This is a genomic window from Streptomyces sp. NPDC096040, from assembly GCF_040303265.1.
Classification (GTDB): domain Bacteria; phylum Actinomycetota; class Actinomycetes; order Streptomycetales; family Streptomycetaceae; genus Streptomyces.
In genome coordinates this window covers 1-17,454 of the sequence record NZ_JBEOTA010000033.1, presented here as the reverse complement: position 1 = coordinate 17,454, position 17,454 = coordinate 1, and the positions used below count along the sequence as shown (strand labels likewise).

Annotated in this window: 15 protein-coding genes; 9 read left to right on the top strand and 6 right to left on the bottom strand. The window is 70.6% G+C overall.

The window, feature by feature from the left end; genetic code table 11:
- Positions 1-66 precede the first annotated feature (66 nt).
- Positions 67-741: a hypothetical protein gene (locus tag ABTY98_RS34305; protein WP_352225007.1), complete on the bottom strand. Its 675-nt coding sequence runs from the start codon at positions 739-741 to the stop codon at positions 67-69.
- A gap of 302 nt (positions 742-1,043) precedes the next feature.
- On the opposite strand from ABTY98_RS34305, the gene hemL reads away from it, so the two are divergent.
- From hemL to ABTY98_RS34265, 8 genes are all read left to right on the top strand, one after another.
- Complete coding sequence (hemL, locus tag ABTY98_RS34300) at positions 1,044-2,372, top strand: glutamate-1-semialdehyde 2,1-aminomutase (protein WP_352225006.1); 1,329 nt, start codon at positions 1,044-1,046, stop codon at positions 2,370-2,372.
- A complete protein-coding gene (locus tag ABTY98_RS34295; protein ID WP_352225005.1) occupies positions 2,369-3,052 on the top strand; it encodes a histidine phosphatase family protein in 684 nt (227 codons plus the stop codon). Before hemL ends, ABTY98_RS34295 begins: the two co-directional genes overlap by 4 nt.
- Before the next feature lie 170 nt (positions 3,053-3,222).
- Positions 3,223-4,476, top strand: a complete 1,254-nt coding sequence (locus ABTY98_RS34290; protein WP_352225004.1) for a polysaccharide deacetylase family protein — start codon at positions 3,223-3,225, stop codon at positions 4,474-4,476.
- Positions 4,477-4,543: 67 nt separating this feature from the next.
- Positions 4,544-5,134 (top strand): TlpA family protein disulfide reductase, encoded by a 591-nt coding sequence (locus ABTY98_RS34285; protein ID WP_352225003.1) that lies wholly within the window; start codon positions 4,544-4,546, stop codon positions 5,132-5,134.
- Between the two features lie 16 nt (positions 5,135-5,150).
- Complete coding sequence (locus ABTY98_RS34280; RefSeq protein WP_352225067.1) at positions 5,151-5,909, top strand: cytochrome c biogenesis CcdA family protein; 759 nt, start codon at positions 5,151-5,153, stop codon at positions 5,907-5,909.
- A gap of 3 nt (positions 5,910-5,912) precedes the next feature.
- Positions 5,913-7,616 carry a cytochrome c biogenesis protein ResB gene (gene resB, locus ABTY98_RS34275; protein ID WP_352225001.1) on the top strand — a complete coding sequence of 568 codons (1,704 nt, stop codon included), beginning with the start codon at positions 5,913-5,915 and terminating at the stop codon, positions 7,614-7,616.
- Positions 7,613-8,710 (top strand): c-type cytochrome biogenesis protein CcsB, encoded by a 1,098-nt coding sequence (ccsB, locus tag ABTY98_RS34270; protein ID WP_352225000.1) that lies wholly within the window; start codon positions 7,613-7,615, stop codon positions 8,708-8,710. The genes resB and ccsB overlap by 4 nt, the downstream gene beginning before the upstream one ends.
- Positions 8,711-8,780: 70 nt before the next feature.
- Positions 8,781-9,176 carry an SRPBCC domain-containing protein gene (locus tag ABTY98_RS34265; RefSeq protein WP_352224998.1) on the top strand — a complete coding sequence of 132 codons (396 nt, stop codon included), beginning with the start codon at positions 8,781-8,783 and terminating at the stop codon, positions 9,174-9,176.
- Positions 9,177-9,194: 18 nt separating this feature from the next.
- Here the strand turns inward: ABTY98_RS34265 and ABTY98_RS34260 are convergent, their stop codons facing one another.
- The 5 genes from ABTY98_RS34260 to ABTY98_RS34240 form a co-directional block, all read right to left on the bottom strand.
- A complete protein-coding gene (locus ABTY98_RS34260; RefSeq protein ID WP_352224997.1) occupies positions 9,195-10,742 on the bottom strand; it encodes a type 1 periplasmic-binding domain-containing protein in 1,548 nt (515 codons plus the stop codon).
- Positions 10,742-12,829: an amino acid adenylation domain-containing protein gene (locus ABTY98_RS34255; RefSeq protein ID WP_352224995.1), complete on the bottom strand. Its 2,088-nt coding sequence runs from the start codon at positions 12,827-12,829 to the stop codon at positions 10,742-10,744. The genes ABTY98_RS34260 and ABTY98_RS34255 overlap by 1 nt, the downstream gene beginning before the upstream one ends.
- 71 nt (positions 12,830-12,900) lie before the next feature.
- Positions 12,901-14,292: a condensation domain-containing protein gene (locus ABTY98_RS34250; RefSeq protein ID WP_352224994.1), complete on the bottom strand. Its 1,392-nt coding sequence runs from the start codon at positions 14,290-14,292 to the stop codon at positions 12,901-12,903.
- 144 nt (positions 14,293-14,436) lie between these two features.
- Entirely contained in the window at positions 14,437-15,417 is a 981-nt protein-coding gene (locus tag ABTY98_RS34245; protein ID WP_352224992.1) for an isopenicillin N synthase family dioxygenase, read from the bottom strand.
- Positions 15,410-15,862, bottom strand: coding sequence for a nucleoside deaminase (locus ABTY98_RS34240; protein WP_352224991.1), 453 nt, complete (start codon positions 15,860-15,862; stop codon positions 15,410-15,412). Before ABTY98_RS34240 ends, ABTY98_RS34245 begins: the two co-directional genes overlap by 8 nt.
- Before the next feature lie 111 nt (positions 15,863-15,973).
- On the opposite strand from ABTY98_RS34240, the gene ABTY98_RS34235 reads away from it, so the two are divergent.
- Positions 15,974-17,242, top strand: a complete 1,269-nt coding sequence (locus ABTY98_RS34235) for a PucR family transcriptional regulator (RefSeq protein WP_352224990.1) — start codon at positions 15,974-15,976, stop codon at positions 17,240-17,242.
- Positions 17,243-17,454 lie beyond the last annotated feature (212 nt).

Genomic DNA, 17,454 nt, shown 5'->3' with positions numbered 1-17,454 from the left:
GGCCCCTCCCCGGCACCGAAAAGGGCGAGGCCCGAAGACCCCGCCCGCTACCACCCAAACCCCAGCTCAAGGCCACACAAGGCAATAAGGCTGATGCCCCGCCTCATGCAGCCGGTGGCTGAAGTCCTGCCACTCGTGCAGCAGCTGGTACACGTTGAACGCGTCTCTCGGGCCGCCCCGGTCCGGGACCGTCGACCAGATGAAGGCTGCCGCGCCCACCGCTTCCTCGCCGATGCCGCGCAGGGGGTCGACGACCGTCATGGGGAGCTTGACCACCGCGTAGTCCGGGTGCAGGACGACCAGCTCCAGTGGTGGCACCTTGTGCAGAGGTACGCCTTCGATGCCCGTCAGCACCATCGCGGCCATGGTCTCCGGCTTGATCTTCGTGAACATGCCGTTCATGCCGAGCTCGTCGCCGCCGAGTTCCTCGGGTCGCATCGAGATCGGGACACGGGCCGCGGTCGCGCCGTCCGGTGCGCCGAAGTATTTGTACGTCACCCCCACCCGACCACCATTCCTGCTCCCGGTCTGCAGCCGGTCGATCCTTCGATCGATCCGCTGACCCCTCTGGTCCCACTGATCGATACGTCGGTCGCGCCGCTCGGACTCACTCGGTACGCCGCCCTGTTCCTGACGTGCTGCCTCAGCCGCTTCCTCCGCGTCGCGTCGGTGCCTTCCCCGCCGGGCACGTCGAGGACCCAGGTCATCAGTCCCCTCGCCCAGTCCGCCACCGCGATGCATATCTCCACCCGACTGCTTTTCTAGGACGCGTGGCCCCCGCCGCGCAACCCGATCATCGTGTCAGTGACCTCCCCCACGGCCGCCCGCCGAAACGTGCGTCGAATCATCAGTCCGCAGGATCTTTACAGCCTCCGGTCGGCTACGTACCGGATGAGCTGGGTGTATCCGGTCACAGTCTCGCAGATGCCCCGGGTACCGCGCGGGCACCGCCGTCCTCCGCTGCGAGAAGACCACCGTCCTCCGCCTACCCTGAGGAGGTCACCCAGCAACCGGAGTCCGAGAAGCCGGAGAAGCCGCACGTCATGAGCGCCCAGAGCGAAACGCCCTATCCCTACGACGCGCCCGTCTCACAGGCGCTCTTCGACCGCGCCTCCGCGGTCACGCCCGGCGGCGTGAACTCCCCGGTGCGCGCCTTCCGTGCCGTCGGCGGCACCCCCCGCTTCATGGTCTCCGGCAAGGGGGCCTACCTCACCGACGCCGACGGCCGCGAGTACGTCGACCTTGTCTGCTCCTGGGGACCGATGATCCTCGGGCACTCCCACCCCGAGGTCATCGCCGCCGTCCAGGACGCCGTCTCCCGCGGTACCTCCTTCGGTACGCCCGGTGAGGGCGAGGTCGCCCTCGCGGAGGAGATGGTCGCCCGGATCGATCCCCTGGAGCAGGTGCGGCTCGTCAGCAGTGGCACCGAGGCCACCATGAGCGCCATCCGGCTGGCCCGCGGGTTCACCCGGCGCACCAAGGTGATCAAGTTCGCCGGGTGTTACCACGGTCACGTCGACTCCCTGCTCGCTTCGGCGGGGTCAGGGGTGGCGACCTTCGCGCTGCCCGACACCCCCGGGGTCACCGGTGCCCAGGCCGGGGACACGATCGTGCTGCCGTACAACGACCTCGAAGCCGTGCAGGAGGCCTTCCACCGGCACCCCGGGGAGATCGCCTGCGTGATCACCGAGGCCTCGCCGGGCAACATGGGCGTCGTGCCGCCCGGCCCCGGGTTCAACCAGGGGCTCAAGGACTCCTGCTCCCGCAACGGCGCCCTCTACATCTCCGACGAGGTCATGACCGGGTTCCGGACCAGCCGCAGCGGGTGGTTCGGGATCGACGGGGTCGTGCCCGACCTCATGACGTTCGGGAAGGTGATGGGAGGCGGATTCCCCGCCGCCGCCTTCGGCGGGCGTGCCGACGTCATGGCGCACCTCGCCCCCGTCGGGCCCGTCTACCAGGCCGGCACCCTCTCCGGGAACCCCGTCGCCACCGCCGCCGGGCTCGCCCAGCTGCGGCTGCTCGACGACGCCGCGTACGAGAAGGTCGACGCCGTCTCCGCGCAGATCCAGGCCCTGGTCACCGAGGCGCTGAGCAAGGAAGGCGTCGCGCACCAGCTGCAGACCGCCTCCAACATGTTCTCCGTCTTCTTCACCAACCGGCCGGTGCGGAACTACGAGGACGCCAAGCGCCAGGAGTCGTTCCGGTTCACGGCCTTCTTCCACTCCCTTCTCTCCAACGGCGTCTACCTGCCGCCGTCGTCCTTCGAGTCCTGGTTCGTCTCCACGGCCCACGACGAGCGGGCCATCCAGAAGATCGCCGACGCCCTCCCGGCGGCGGCCCGAGCGGCCGCGGAGGCCACGGCAGAATGAGTGAGCAGCAGGACATCACCGTCGTCCATGTGATGCGGCACGGCGAGGTCGCCAATCCCGACGGGTTGCTGTACGGCAGACTCCCGGGCTACCACCTCTCCGAGCTCGGCCGGCAGATGGCCGACCGGGTCGCCGAGCACCTCTCCTCGCGGGACGTGACATACGTCGCCGCCTCCCCGCTGGAGCGGGCGCAGGAGACCGCCACCCCGATCGCCAAGGCGCACGGGCTCGACCTCGCCACCGACGAGCGGCTCATCGAGGCGGAGAACATCTTCCAGGGCAGGACCTTCGGCGTCGGCGACGGGGCGCTGAAGAAGCCCGCCAACTGGAAGTACCTCGTCAACCCGTTCCGGCCGTCCTGGGGCGAGCCGTACGTCGACCAGGTCGCCCGGATGCGGGGCGCGCTGGACGCGGCCAAGGACCAGGCGCGCGGTCATGAGGCCGTGCTGGTCAGCCACCAGCTGCCGATCTGGATCCTGCGGTCGTACGTCGAGAAGCGCCGGCTCTGGCACGACCCGCGCAAGCGGCAGTGCACCCTCGCCTCCCTGACGACTTTCACATACCAGGGGGACAGGATCATCTCCGTCGGCTACAGCGAGCCGGCCATCGACCTCGTCCCGGCCCACCTCCGCGCCGGCGCCAAGCCGGTGAAGGGGAAGGACAAGGCCTTCGGGGCGTAGGGCTCAGGGGTGTACGGCTCAGGGGCGTAAGTCTCCCGTGACGTACGGCACTTGACCGTACCTTTGTCACATTCGACGTAAGACAGCGAAGAAGGTGAAGGAACCCGTTCGTTCGTCACGCCCTCTGACTGGGTGACCACCAGAGGACGTGACGAACGAATCGGGGATCCATGCGGACCTTCACCCGAAGGGGAATACTCGGCGTCGGCGCGGGCGCCGCGGCGGGCCTCGGCCTCGCCGGCTGCGGCACTCACACACCGTCGGACGGGACGACCCATGCCGGCGGTTCCAGCAAGGAGCCCTCCGGCAAGCCCAAGCCCACCGCCCGCCCCCTCGGCGACGGCTCCACCTCGAACACCGGCAAGCAGCCCCACCAGCCCGGCGCCCCCGAGCCGCTGGAGCCGGGCCAGACCCCGCCGCAGTTCGTGATCTTCTCCTGGGACGGCGCCGGCGAGGTCGGCAACGGCCTCTTCCCGCGCTTCCTCGACCTCGCCAAGGAACACGGCGCGTCGATGACCTTCTTCCTCTCGGGCCTCTATCTCCTCCCCGAGTCGAAGAAGAGGCTCTACAACCCGCCGAACAACCCGGTCGGCGCCTCCGACATCGGCTACCTCACCGACGAGCACATCAAGGCGACGCTCACCAACGTCCGCCGCGCCTGGCTCGAAGGGCACGAGATAGGCACCCACTTCAACGGCCACTTCTGCTCCGGCCACGGCACCGTCGGCAACTGGACGCCCAAGCAGTGGCGCAGCGAGATAGACCAGGCCAAGGCGTTCGTGAAGGAGTGGCGGACCAACAGCGGCTGGACCGACCTGCCGTCCCTCCCCTTCGACTACGACAAGGAGCTGGTCGGCGGCCGCACCCCCTGCCTCCTCGGCCAGAACAACCTGCTGCCCACCGCCCGGGAGCTGGGCTGGCGTTACGACGCCTCCTCGCCCGGCGGCCGCCAGGTCTGGCCCGAGAAGAAGCTGGGTGTCTGGGACCTGCCGTTGCAGCAGATACCGTTCCCCGGCCACTCTTTCGAGGTCCTGTCCATGGACTACAACATGCTCGCCAACCAGTCGGTCAACTCGACGAAGGCCCCGGCCTACAACTACCCGGGCTGGCGGCGGCAGTCGGCACAGTCGTACATAGCCGGGTTCGAGCGGGCATACACGACAAACCGGGCGCCGTTCTTCATAGGCAACCACTTCGAACACTGGAACGGCGGCATCTACATGGACTCCGTCGAGGAGGCCTTCAAGCACATCGCCCACGAGAAGGAGAAGGGCGCCGACGTACGCATGGTCTCCTTCCGCCAGTTCGTGGACTGGATGGACGTACAGAAGCCCGAGGTGCTTGCGAAGCTCCGCACGCTGGACGTGGGACAGCAGCCGGCCGGTGGCTGGACGACGTTCCTCAAGCAGGGGGCCGCGGCCTGAAAAGGGATGTCTCCCGGACCGAGGGGGGTGCGCAAGATCCTCAGAACGGGCATGCGAAACTTTTCACATGAGTACCCGTAGCCGCGCCGTCCTGCTCGGCGCCATGGCCGCCGCGGCGGCCCTGACCCTGTCCGCGTGCGGCAACGGCGGCACCTCCGGCGGAGGCGGCAACACCAACTTCGTCACCGGCAAGGACGGCATCGACACGGTCGCCAAGGGCCACCGCGCGGTGGCCCCCGACCTGTCGGGCAAGACGATCGACGGCAAGACGCTGGACGTCGCGGACTACAAGGGCAAGGTCGTCGTACTCAACGTGTGGGGCTCCTGGTGCAGCCCGTGCCGCGCCGAGGCGCCCTACTTCGCCTCCGTCTCCAAGGAGTACGCGAGCAAGGGCGTCCAGTTCGTCGGCATCAACACCCGCGACACCAGCACCGGTTCCGCGGTCGCCTTCGAGAAGCAGAACGGCATCGGCTACCCGAGCCTGTACGACCCGACGGGCAAGCTGATGCTGCGCTTCAAGAAGGGCACGCTCAATCCGCAGGCCATCCCCTCCACCCTGGTCCTCGACCGGCAGGGCAAGATCGCGGCGCGCTCGCTGGCGGCGCTCAGCGAGGAGAACCTGCTGAAGATGATCAAGCCCGTCGTCGCGGAGAAGTGACGTGACCGACACCCTGATGCTCGCCGCCGCGACGGGCACCAACGGCACGGTCATGAACGGCGCCCTGCTGATCGCCCTGCCGATCGCGCTGCTCGGCGGACTGGTCTCCTTCTTCTCGCCGTGCGTGCTGCCCCTTGTGCCCGGATACCTGTCCTACGTCACCGGGGTCGCCGGCACCGACCTGGCCGACGCCAGACGCGGTCGGATGGTGGTCGGCGCCTCCCTCTTCGTGCTCGGCTTCACCGTCGTGTTCGTGTCGGGCGGGGCGCTGTTCGGCTACTTCGGTCAGAACCTCCAAGAGCACTCCGGCACCCTCAGCAAGGTGCTCGGTGTGCTCATGATCGTCATGGGTGTGTTCTTCATGGGGCTGATGCCCTGGCTCACCCAGCGGGAGTTCCGCTTCCACCGGCGGCCGGTGGCCGGTCTGATAGGGGCACCGGTGCTCGGCGCGCTGTTCGGCATCGGCTGGACCCCGTGCATCGGCCCGACCCTGGCCTCCGTCACGGCCCTGTCCTTCAACCAGGCGAGCGCGGGACGCGGCGCCATACTGACGGTCGCGTACTGCGTCGGCCTCGGCGTGCCCTTCGTGCTCGCCGCGGTCGCCTTCCGCAAGGCGCTCGGTGCCTTCGGCTGGGTCAAGCGCCACTATGTCTGGGTGATGCGCATCGGCGGCACGATGATGATCGTGACCGGTGTGCTGCTGCTGACCGGGGCCTGGGACAGCCTCGTACAGGAGATGCAGGGCTGGTCCGACGGCTTCACTGTAGGGATCTGATCGATGAGCACGACTTCCACGAACGCCTCCGACGATCAGGACCTCGGCGCGGCCGGCTCCCAGCTCTCCACCGCGCCCTCCCAGGACGAGCCGCCGATCCTCCCCGGGATCGGTGTCGTCGGCTGGGCCCGCTGGTTCTGGCGGCAGCTGACCTCCATGCGGGTCGCGCTGCTGCTGCTCCTGCTGCTGTCGCTGGGCGCGATCCCCGGCTCGCTGATCCCGCAGTCCGGGGCCGACATCTCCAAGGTCGACGACTTCCGCAAGGCCCACAAGACGCTGTCGCCGATCTACGACAAGCTCGGCCTGTTCCACGTCTACAGCTCGGTGTGGTTCTCGGCGATCTACATCCTGCTGTTCGTCTCCCTCGTCGGCTGCATCATCCCGCGCGCCTGGCAGTTCGTGGGCCAGCTGCGCGGCCGTCCGCCGGGCGCGCCCAGGCGGCTGGACCGGCTGCCGGCGTACACGACCTGGCGGACCGAGGCGAAGCCCGAGGAGGTCCGTGAGGCGGCGCTGAAGCTGCTGAAGAGGCGGCGCTTCCGCGCCCACCTCGTCGGGGAAGCGGTCGCCGCGGAGAAGGGCTATGTCCGCGAGTTCGGCAACCTCGCCTTCCACATCGCGCTGATCGTGCTGCTCATCTCCTTCGCCTCCGGCCAGATGTACAAGTCGGACGGCACCAAGCTGGTCGTCGAGGGCGACGGGTTCGCCAACTCGATCCTCCAGTACGACGACTTCAAGTCCGGCTCCCTGTTCAGCACCGACGACCTGGTGCCGTTCAGCTTCGACCTGAAGAACTTCCACGCCGTCTACCAGACCAGCGGCCCCAGCAAGGGCACCGCGACTTCCTTCGCGGCGGACATCACCTACAACGAGGGCGCGTACGGCAAGACGAAGAAGACCACCATCAAGGTCAACGAGCCGCTGCACATCAGCGACTCGAAGGTCTACCTCGTCAGCCACGGCTACGCCCCGGTCATCACGGTCCGCGACGGCAAGGGCAACGTCGTCTACCACGACGCCGTCCCGCTGCTCCCGCTCGACGCCAACGTCACCTCCCAGGGCGTGGTCAAGGTGATGGACGGCTACAAGAACGCCAAGGGCGTCAGCGAGCAGCTCGGCATCTCGGCGTTCTTCCTGCCGACCTACGGCGGTGGCTCCTCCGTCCTGTCCACGTTCCCGGCGCTGAACAACCCGGTGCTGAACCTGATGCCGTACCACGGTGATCTCGGCGTCGACTCGGGCATCCCGCAGAGCGTGTACCAGCTCGACAAGACCCACATGACGGAGTTCAAGGACTCCAGCGGGCAGCAGCTGCGCGACAACCTCAGGCCCGGGCAGACCATGCAGCTGCCGAACGGCGCCGGTTCCGTGACGTTCGAGAAGGACGTCAAGGAATGGGCCGGCTTCGAGATCGTCCAGGAGCCCGGCAGCGGCTGGGCGCTGGGCGGTGCCCTCACCGCGATCTTCGGCCTCGCCGCCTCGCTGTTCATCCAGCGCCGCCGCGTCTGGGTGCGGGCCGTGCCGGGCCCCGACGGCGTCACCGTCGTCGAGATGGCCGGCCTCGGCCGCAGCGAGTCGGCGAAGGTGCCCGAGGAGCTGGGCGACCTCGCGGGAATCCTCTACGACCAGGCTCCGGGGGCTCCCGACCCCGACGAAGACGACCGTTCCGCAGAATCCCCCGTACCTGCCGAAGGGGCTGAGAAGCGATGACTTCCGCCGCCGCAACCACGCTCGCCGCCGCGACCAACGAACATCTCGCGAGTATGAGCAACACGCTCATCTACTCCTCGATGGCCGTCTACACGCTGGCCTTCTTCGCCTACATCTTCGAGTGGCTGCTGGGCAGCCGCAGCCGGGTCGCCCGTACGGCCAACGCGCTCACCACCGAGGGCACGGCGAAGAAGACCCCGGCCGTGACGGTCAAGAAGGCCGGCGGCACCGCCGTACTCGAACGCCCGAAGATCGTCGTCCGCTCCGCGGCGGGCTCCCGTGACGTGCCGGACGGCCCCGGCGCCCACGGCGGCGACGAGCAGGGCGACCTCTACGGCCGGATCGCGATCTCCCTCACGGTCCTCGCCTTCCTCGTGGAGCTCGCGGGCGTGATCACCCGCGCGGCCTCCGTGCAGCGGGCGCCGTGGGGCAACATGTACGAGTTCAACATCACCTTCTCCACGGTCGCCGTGGCCATCTACCTCTCGCTGCTGGCCCTGAGGAAGAACGTCCGCTGGATGGGGCTCTTCCTCATCACCACGGTCCTGCTCGACCTCGGTCTCGCGGTCACCGTCCTCTACACGGCGAGCGAGCCGCTGGTCCCGGCCCTGCACTCGTACTGGCTGTACATCCACGTCTCCACCGCCATCTTCTGCGGCGCGGTCTTCTACGTGGGCGCGGTGGCCACGATCCTCTACCTGTTCAAGGACTCCTACGAGGACAAGCTGGAGACCGGCGGCACCCCCGGCCGTTTCGCCACCTCGGTCCTGGAACGCCTCCCGGCGTCGGCCTCGCTGGACAAGTTCGCGTACCGCGTGAACGCGGCGGTCTTCCCGCTCTGGACCTTCACGATCATCGCGGGCGCGATCTGGGCGGGCAGTGCCTGGGGCCGCTACTGGAACTGGGACCCCAAGGAGACCTGGTCCTTCATCACCTGGGTCGCCTACGCCTGCTACCTGCACGCCCGCGCCACCGCCGGCTGGAAGGGCCGCAAGGCCGCCTACCTGGCGATGCTCGCCTTCGGCTGCTGGCTCTTCAACTACTACGGCGTCAACATCTTCGTCACCGGCAAGCACTCCTACGCCGGCGTGTAAGACCCCTTGGGGGGAGCGTCCGTGAGGACCCTGGGGTGCGGATCGCCGGGCCCCGGGTCAGTCTGGTGTCATGACCGGTTCCATCGCGCAGGGCACCAGTCAGACCCACGGGAACACGCACATCCTCCACTTCCTGGTACGACTGCCCAGGCCGGCGGACCAGGTCTGGCCGAGCCTCTCCACCCAGGAGGGCCTGGCCGCCTGGTTCACCCCGGTCGACGTCCTGCAACCGAGACTGGGCGGCACGGTCACCCTCGGTGACCTGGGCACCGGCAAGGTGACGGCCTGGGATGTCGACCGGGTCGCCGAGTACACGGTGGAGGGCGGCGGCAGGATCCGCTTCCACCTGGAGCGGGACGGGGACGGCGGCACCGCCCTGCGCTTCACCCACGAGTTCAAGGGCGAGGTGGAGACGGAGCAGGCGTGGCGCGACAGACTCGAACGCCTGATCGATGTCCTGAGCTGACTGTCACCCCGCACCCGCCTACGACGGCGGCAGGCACTCCGCCTTGGGCGGCTTTCCCTCCGGCCAGGCGATCGTCACGAACCGCGATCCACCCTCCGGCCGCAGCTCGACGATCGGCACCGCTTTGTCGTACGGATTGCCATGCACATCAAGGCAGATCCACCCACTCGCCCCGTCCACCCGCAGCGACCCCTTCACCTGGGGCCACTGCAACCCCACATCGGCGAGCCTCGGCACCGACTTGCCCTCCGGCACCGCCTCGCGGATCCCGTGCACCGCGAGCCGTATCGCGTCGTAGGCGATGATCAGCTGCCCGTCCTCCAGGGCCACCGGCCCGATCGGCCCCACCGGTGACTTCTCCGCACTCTTCAGCAGCCGCGTCAGCGTCTCCGTGTCGGCCGCCGAACCCCCCGTCCTCGGGCTGTCCTTCAGCCACGCGTCCGGATGGGCGAGGGCGGTGTACCGGACCGACAGATTGTGCCGGAGTGCGTCCCGGTCCAGGTCCTTCTCGCCGGTGAGGTACGACCCCTCGTCCCCGGTCAGGACCGTGAACTTCCGGTCCTGGCAGCCTCGTCCGCCCAGCGCGTTGATGAACTGCCGCAACTGTGTGTGCCGGCCGGCGAACAGGATCGTGTCGGTCGACCGTGAGGTGTCGCAGATCAGGTTGGTGATCTGCCGGAACGTGTTCGCGGTCGTCCCCTCCTTGCTGCGGTCGGCCGGCGGTGTGAACGGCTGGGGTTCGTAGGGCGAGCCCTTGATCAGCGCGGCGAACGACGTCTGGAGGGTCCGTGTGTACGGGTCGCCGGGCTTGTCGTAGACCAGCAGCGCCTGGCCGGCGCCGACCCTGGCGAAGGAGGCGAGCGCCCGGGCCTCGTCGGTGTTGGTCGGGGACACCCGCGCCAGACCGGGGTAAGGGTCCTTCCCGCTCTGCCCGTTGGCGAGGTCGTCGGCGGTGATCGACGAGCCCACCACCGGAATCCCCAGCCGGGTCAGCTCCTTGACGGCCTTCTTGTTGTCGTCGGTGCTCTGCCCGATCCCGGCCACCGCCCGCAGCCGGTCCGTGCCGCCGGTCATGCCCGCCAGCCGGGTGACCGTCTCCTTCCAGTACTGGCTGGTCGCGCCGGGATTGGCCAGCACCAGCCGGATCGCCGGGGACTCCCCGTTGGAGTCGTGGTTCGCCTGGTACTGGGCCAGATAGGCGCCTTGGAGCTCGTGCTGGATGTCGGCGAGGCTCGCAGCCGCCGTCGCGGTGTACGGCAGCATCACCGCCACCGTCACATAGCTCCCCGCCTTCAGGCGGGCGTTCTCGCGGGCGATCGCCCGAACCGTGTCCCTCAGCTGCGGATGCCCGAAGTCGAACGCCGTCGTCGCCACGCCCACGCACTCGTCGCTGCCCTCGGGCCGGGCCACACCCGGCGCGCAGGACCGGTCGTCGTGGACGGCCGCCCGCACCCCGACGACCAGGCCGGCGATCAGCACCGCCGTGACCAGCAGGGCGAGATAGCGGCGCAGCGGGATCTCCCACACGCCTTCGCGCAACCACGTGCCCACGCCCCGCCGCGCCATCACGCCACCCCGCTCCGCTCGTCGTCGCCCTCGTCGTCCTCCGGGTCGGCCGGGGGCCGCCCGGCCAGCGCGGCCGCGGGCCAGTCCCGGGAGGCCCGCCACAGCAGCGCGTTGCCGGCCGGCCGCAGGTTGGACAGCTGCTCCAGTTCGAAGCGGAGCCGGTCGCCGACCTTCGGGTCGGGCAGCACCAGCGGATCGGTCAGATGCCACACCGCGTGCAGCAACCGCCGTATCCGCAGGTGCAGTACGGGATCCACACCGTCCGGCACCTGCTGTCCGGCGTCCGTGCGGCCCAGCGCCACGGCCGCCCGCCGGTCGCCGTGTCCGGCGGAGTCGCGGCCCTCGGGATCATGGGCGTGGAAGTAGGGGGCCGAGGCGACGAACCGCAGGGTGTGCAGCCAGGCACGGGTGTCCAGGACCGGGAAGGTGTCCCGGAGGTGGGCGACCGCCGACTCGGTGCGTCCCAGGGCCAGTTGGTGGTGGAGCCGGAACCGGTCCTGCCCGTCCGGGCGGTCCTGCGTGTAGTACGCGGCCAGCGTCTCGTGGGCGGTGCGCCAGCCGTCGTGGTCGGGGTCCCGCAGATGCAGGCGGAGCAGCAGCAGGGTCCGTACGAACGGGTCGCCGACGAACTGCCCGGGCACGACCGGCAGCCCCTCGCCGGCCAGCCGGCTCTGCAACGCCCGTACGTCCGCCGGGCCGAAGTCGTCCGGGAGCAGCGCGGCGGCCAGGGCGCACGCCGAGTCGTGGTCGTGGGCGGCGGCGAGGACGGTCAGTTCGTCGAGCCGGTCCTCGGGGACCAGCCGGTCGAGGAGTTCGCGGTAGACCGGGGCGGCCGGCCCGTCCTCCGTGCGGCGCACCTCGGCCGTGAGCAGCTCGCCCAGCGCGCCGGCCCGGTCCGGGTGCTGGGCCGCGGCCTCCGCGAGCACGGCGATGCCCAGCGGGTTGCCGCCGGTCAACCGGTGCACGGCGTGTGGGAGTTGGGGAGCGGCCGGGGTGGCGACGAGGTGCAGGGTGTCGTCGGGGGAGAGCGGCGGTAACGCGACCAGCAGCGCCCGTGAGGACGGTGCGGCCGCGTCCGGTGCCCACTCGGAGCGCCGGGCGACCTCGGCCAGCTCCCGTCGTACGCCGTTGCGCAGCAGCTCCCGGCCGTCGCCGCGCAGTCCGGCGACGAACGCCACCTGGTCGGCGGCCCCGTCGGCGCGGTCGCGCAGCACGGCGTCCAGCAGGCCGGGTCCCGGCCCGGTCTGCGCGTTGTCGACCAGCACCAGTGGGCGGCCCAGTCGCTGCATCCGGGGCAGCACGCCCGCGTACGCCTCCGTCAGGTCGGCGAGCAGGGCCCGTACGAGATACCGTTCCGCGTGCTCCCGGGAGGTGCCGCCGGCCCGGAAGTGCCCGGACAGCAGGATCAGTCCGCGCTGTGCGTGGCCGCCCGCGTTGGGATACGTGCGGTACCAGACCGACGCCTTCTGGTGCCGGCGGCTGGCGAAGCCCTCCGCGATCGACTCCAGGGTGGCCTCGATGGCGCCGGAGACCAGCGGCCCGGTGCCGGTCGCGGCGGCGACGACCTTCGCGGCCACCTTCCCGGCCCACCGCCCCGCGAAGCCGCTGATCCAGGAGCCGTTCTCGTTCAGCAGCAGGATCCGCTCGACCTCGCGCCGGATCCGCTCCGAGTCGGCGTCGCCCCAGCCTCCGGCGGCCACCGCGACCAGCCCGGACATGAGACGCGGGAAGGTGATCCGCCCGGCGCCTGTCACCGGTTCCGCGAGCTGCTCGGCGACGACCAGCAGCACCTGTGCGACCGGCGACCAGGACTCGGCGGGCCGCTCCGCGGGCGGGGCCGTGAACTGCGCCTCCGCACAGTCGACGAGCGCGACCGGAGTGTGCCTCTGGTAGGCGTCCCGCAACTCCCCGAGTACCGCGCTCTTGCCGAGCCCCCGCGCCCCGGTCAGCACCACGAACGGCAGCTCACCGGGGTGTTCGAGGGGATGGGCACGGTGCTGGTACGGCCGTAGCCCGACGATTCTCGGTATGAGCCCGGCCGGCTCGACGTCGAACAGCGCCCCACGCCCGTGCAACCGTCTGTGCAAGGCACCTCCCCCTTAACACCAGTGTAGAAAGGGGGAGTTGCTTCGTACCAGAGCCAGTGATGTCCGTCTGGTTACGAAACCGGCACCGGCAGTGACACCGAGGTGATCACATCGCGCAGCCGTTCGACGTAGAGCCGCAGGTTCTTGTGGGCGACGTCGGTGTCCGGGTAGCGGCTCGCGAACCACAGGCCCTCGTGCAGCCGTTGCACCCAGGCGCACAGCTGGTCGCCGTACGACACCCGGATCAGGCCGTACGTCTTCAGCTCGGACCAGCGTTCGGAGCCGGGAACGCCCCGGGTGTCGACGTACGAGACGATCGAGTACAGGTCGGGTGAGGTGGGCCGGAAGTCGGTACCGAGCAGTTGCAGCACCCGGGCCAGCGGTATCCGGGCGAGCGGCCGGGCCGCCTGCAGTTCGGCACGTACCGCCCGCAGGGCGCCCGGAAGGTCGGCGGCCACCGGGACCTCGATGGGCGCCCCGCCGACGTACCAGCCGACCGACTCCGACCAACGGGACCTCGCCCGGGTGTGGAACGGCACGACCGTGCGGTACACGGACTGCCCGCCGAGCTCGCCGACGATGAGGCTGGTGGCGGCGAGCAGCCCGACGAGGCTGCCGCCGTGGGGCCGGCAGTACGCCTCGAAGGCGGCGGCAGCGGCCGCGTCGACCAGCGGCTCGCACAGCATCTTCTGCGCCGGCAGTGCGCCGCCGGGCGGCAGGCCGAGGTCGACGGGGAAGCGCGGCAGAGTGCCGTCGCAGCGCCGGATGAAGTCCCGCCAGCGGGCGACGACGTCATGGCCGTCGTCGATCCGGTCCGCGTCCGCCCGCTCGATCTCGCAGAAGTCGATGTAGCTGGCGGCGGGCCGGCCCACCGCCCCCGCACCGGCCGTGTACAGCTCGTGGATCTCGGCGGGCAGCGCCTGGAGGGAGTAGGCGTCGACGTTGCTGTGGTCGAAGGCCAGGTAGACGCTGGTGGAGTCGGACCGCAGGACCGCCGCGTAGATGAGGTTCGGCCAGCGCAGGGCGTCGGCCGTGACGTCGAAGCGCTGCTGGAGATGGCGGACCAGGGTGTCCGCGTCGGTGAAGTCGCCGACCACCTCACGGCGCAGGGACACGGCACCGGCGTCGAGGGTGAACCGGCGCAGTTCGTTTCCCGAGGGGCCCGCCCAGCGGAAGCCGCTGCGCAGCGTCTCGTGCCGTACGGTCCAGGCGCGCAGCGCCTCCTGGAGGGTGTCGAGGTCGGCCCGGCCGGGGAGGTCGAAGGCGGTACCGATCCAGGTCGGCACGAACAGCCCGTCCTCGCGCACGGATCTGGCGGTGCGGATGTGCGACTCCTGGATGTAGGCCGGGGGCCGGGAGTCCTCCGGCAGCGCCCGTGCCGTCTCGACGGCCGCCGGGCTGAGCGTCCACTCGACGAGCCGTCCGGGCCGGACCTCGCAGCGCTGGATGTCGGTGATGCGCACGCCGTCTCCGATCGCGGTAAGGGGCCCCGGGAGTTCCAGGGCACCTTAGGGGAAGGACCGGCGTCCGGCCGGGACACGCCGTGTCCGCGCTTTTCAGCGGATCGGATGGCTCCTCAAACAGGGATGCGATCACTTTCCGGACGGTCACTCGACCGTGATGGAGTCCAGCTTCTCCCGCAGATAGACGTGCGAGTCGACCGGCGGGTACGCCACCCGTCCGACCGGCGCCGGTACGGACTCGACGACCGTGCCCGGGGTGCACTCGCCGAAGTAGACCAGGGACATCAGCTCCTCGCCCGGCGCGTCCGTCGGCGGCGGCAGCACCCGGTGCCGCCCCGACCGCCACCGGTCGCCGGTCCAACGCGCCATCAGGTCACCGATGTTGATGGTGAAGGCGGCCGGGTCGTACGGCGCGTCCTCCCAGCCGCCCTCGTCGGTGTACACCTGGAGCCCGCCCCGGCCCGCCTGCCGGTCCAGGACGGTCACCGTCCCGAAGTCGGTGTGCGGCCCGATGCGGAACTGCCCCGGCTCGGGCTCGCCGACGACCTCGGTCCCCGGATACCAGTTGATGTTGAAGCCGTACGTCGGATGGTCCATGTGCCGGGAGAAGAAGTCCTGTTCGAGCCCGAGCGCGTACCCCAGCAGCTCCAGCAGCTCCTTCTCCAGCTCGGCCATCCGCTCCAGGTACTCCTCGCAGACCGCCCGCAGCTCCGGCACCTCGGCCGGCCACACGTTGGGCGCGTACCACTCCGCGTTGGTCACCGGGTCCTCGAAGGGCTCGTGGGTCGCGAAGGTCAGCGACTCCTTGAGGTCCGGCGGGGTCTCGGTGCCCTCCGAGTAGCCGTTGGCCTCCGCGCCGGGCCCGAGCCAGCCGCGCCCGCCGACCTTCGCCGCGTAGGCCGCCTTCACCTCCGCCGGCAGCGCGAAGAAGGCCCGCGCGGCCTCCCGTACCCGGTCCCGCAGACGGTCCTCGACGCCATGCCCGGTGACGAGCAGGAAGCCGGCGGTCCGCAGGGCCGCGTCGACGGTCCGGGCGATCTCCCGCCGGGTGGCCTCGTCGCCGTCGAGCCAGGGCCGCAGATCGATGGTGGGGATACGGGGGCCGGGGCCGGTCGTGTCACTCATCGCCGATGTCCTCGTTCCACAGGGCCGGATGGTTCTTGATGAAGGCGCGCATCACGTCGACGCACTCCGGGTCGTCCAGCAGGACGATCTCCACGCCGTGCTCGGCGAGCCAGTCGTGTCCGCCGTGAAAGGTGGTCGCCTCGCCGATCACGACCCGGGAGATCCCGAACTGGCGGACCAGACCCGAGCAGTACCAGCACGGCGACAGGGTCGTCACCATGGTGGTGCCCCGGTACGACCGCTGCCGTCCCGCCGCGCGGAAGGCGGCGGTCTCGGCGTGCAGGGAGGGGTCGCCGTCCTGCACCCGCCGGTTGTGCCCGCGTCCGAGCAGGGTGCCGTCGGCGCCGTAGAGCGCGGCGCCGATCGGGATGCCCCCCTCGGCGAGCCCGGCCCGGGCCTCGGCGACGGCGGTGGCGAGCCAGGTCCGTGCTTGCAGCTGATCCATGCCTTCACTCTCCTGTGGCCGAAACACGAGGGCAACGTGCGGAAAGTACCCTCCGGGCAACCCGCGGCCGGACGAAATGTCAGCGCCCGTGCTCGTCCCCTGGAGGTCCCCGTGCCCGCACTCACCCTCCGCGAAGTCCTGGCCCTCGACCCGGTGCGGGCGGCCGGCCCCGAGTTGCTCGCCGGTGCGGACGCCCTGGACCGGCCGGTCCGCTGGGTGCACTCCAGCGAGGTCTACGAGGGCGCCAGCTTCCTCGACGGCGGCGAGCTGCTGCTCACCAACGGCTTCGGGCTGACCGACGCCGGTGACGAGGTCCGCCGCCGTTACGTCCGTGAGCTGGCCGCGCGCGGTGCCGCCGGGCTCGCGGTGGAGGTCGGCCGTTCGCTGCCGAGCATGCCGCCCGAGGTGGCCGACGAGGCCCGCGCCCGTGGCCTGCCCCTGCTGGCCCTGCACCGGGTGGTGCCCTTCGTGCGGATCGCGGAGGCCGCCAACCGGGCGATCGTGGCCCGGGGTCTGGCCGGCCGGCGTACGGTCGTCCGGCCCTGGGGGCCCTGGGAGGAGGACCATGCGGCCGCGCTGCTCGCCGACCTCGCCGACGGGCAGGCCCTCAACCAGCCCGAGGTGGAGGCACGGGCCGCGCTCGCCGGGTTCCACCCCGGCCCCGGCGCCCGCCTCATCGGCGTCTCGCTGCACGGAACCCGGGGAGTGGGCGCCGTGGACCGGGCGGTACGGGCGCTGGGCGGGGCCGGGGTGCTGCGGGCCGCGTTCCCGGGAGACGTCCTCGCCCTCCTCGCCGTACCGGCCTCGGTCCCGGGCGACCCCGTCCGGGCCGTGCAGCAGGCGTTCCGTACGGCCGCCGAGCCGGGCGCGACGGCCGCCGTGGGCCATGCGGTCGGGGCGGGCGGCGGCTGGCTGCACTGGAGCGAGACGCTGCGTGCGGCGCGTACGACCCTGGAGCTGGCGCTGACCGTGCCGCCCGCGGAACGGGCCCCGGCGGAAGGCCCGTTGGTGACCTCCGCCCGCGCCCTCGCCCTGGAACGCGAGCTGACCCGGGGCGGGATCGCCGCCAACCGCGAACGCCTCACCGCGCTCGTCCAGCACACTCTCGGTCCGCTGCTGGCCTGGGAGGCGGCCCACGCCAGCGACCTGGTCCGCACCCTGGAGACACATCTTCGCCACGGCTGCTCCCCGACTCGCACGGCGGCTCTGCTCCACATCGGCCGCCAGTCCCTCTACCAGCGCCTGGAACGCATCGAGACCCTCCTCGGCCTGGAGATCGACGATCCCGACCTGCTGGGGGAGTTGCTGACGGCGGCCTGCGCACACCGGCTGGTGCGGGGGACCGGGGCGGCGGCGGGCGGGCTGCGCACGGTGGCGTGAACGATCGGGGCTCTCACCCTGACGACGGTGTCGGTGCGGACGGGGATCCCGGGCCAGGCCCTGTCGTGACATTCCCGAGGCCGCCCTCCGGGCGACGACGGGAATGTGACGACAGGACCTAGACGAGTCTTTCCGAATGCTTGCGGGCGCGGGGAGAGGGTGTCCATGATCGTTTGTGACGACGAACCTGGACACCCTCGTGACCGCACTCT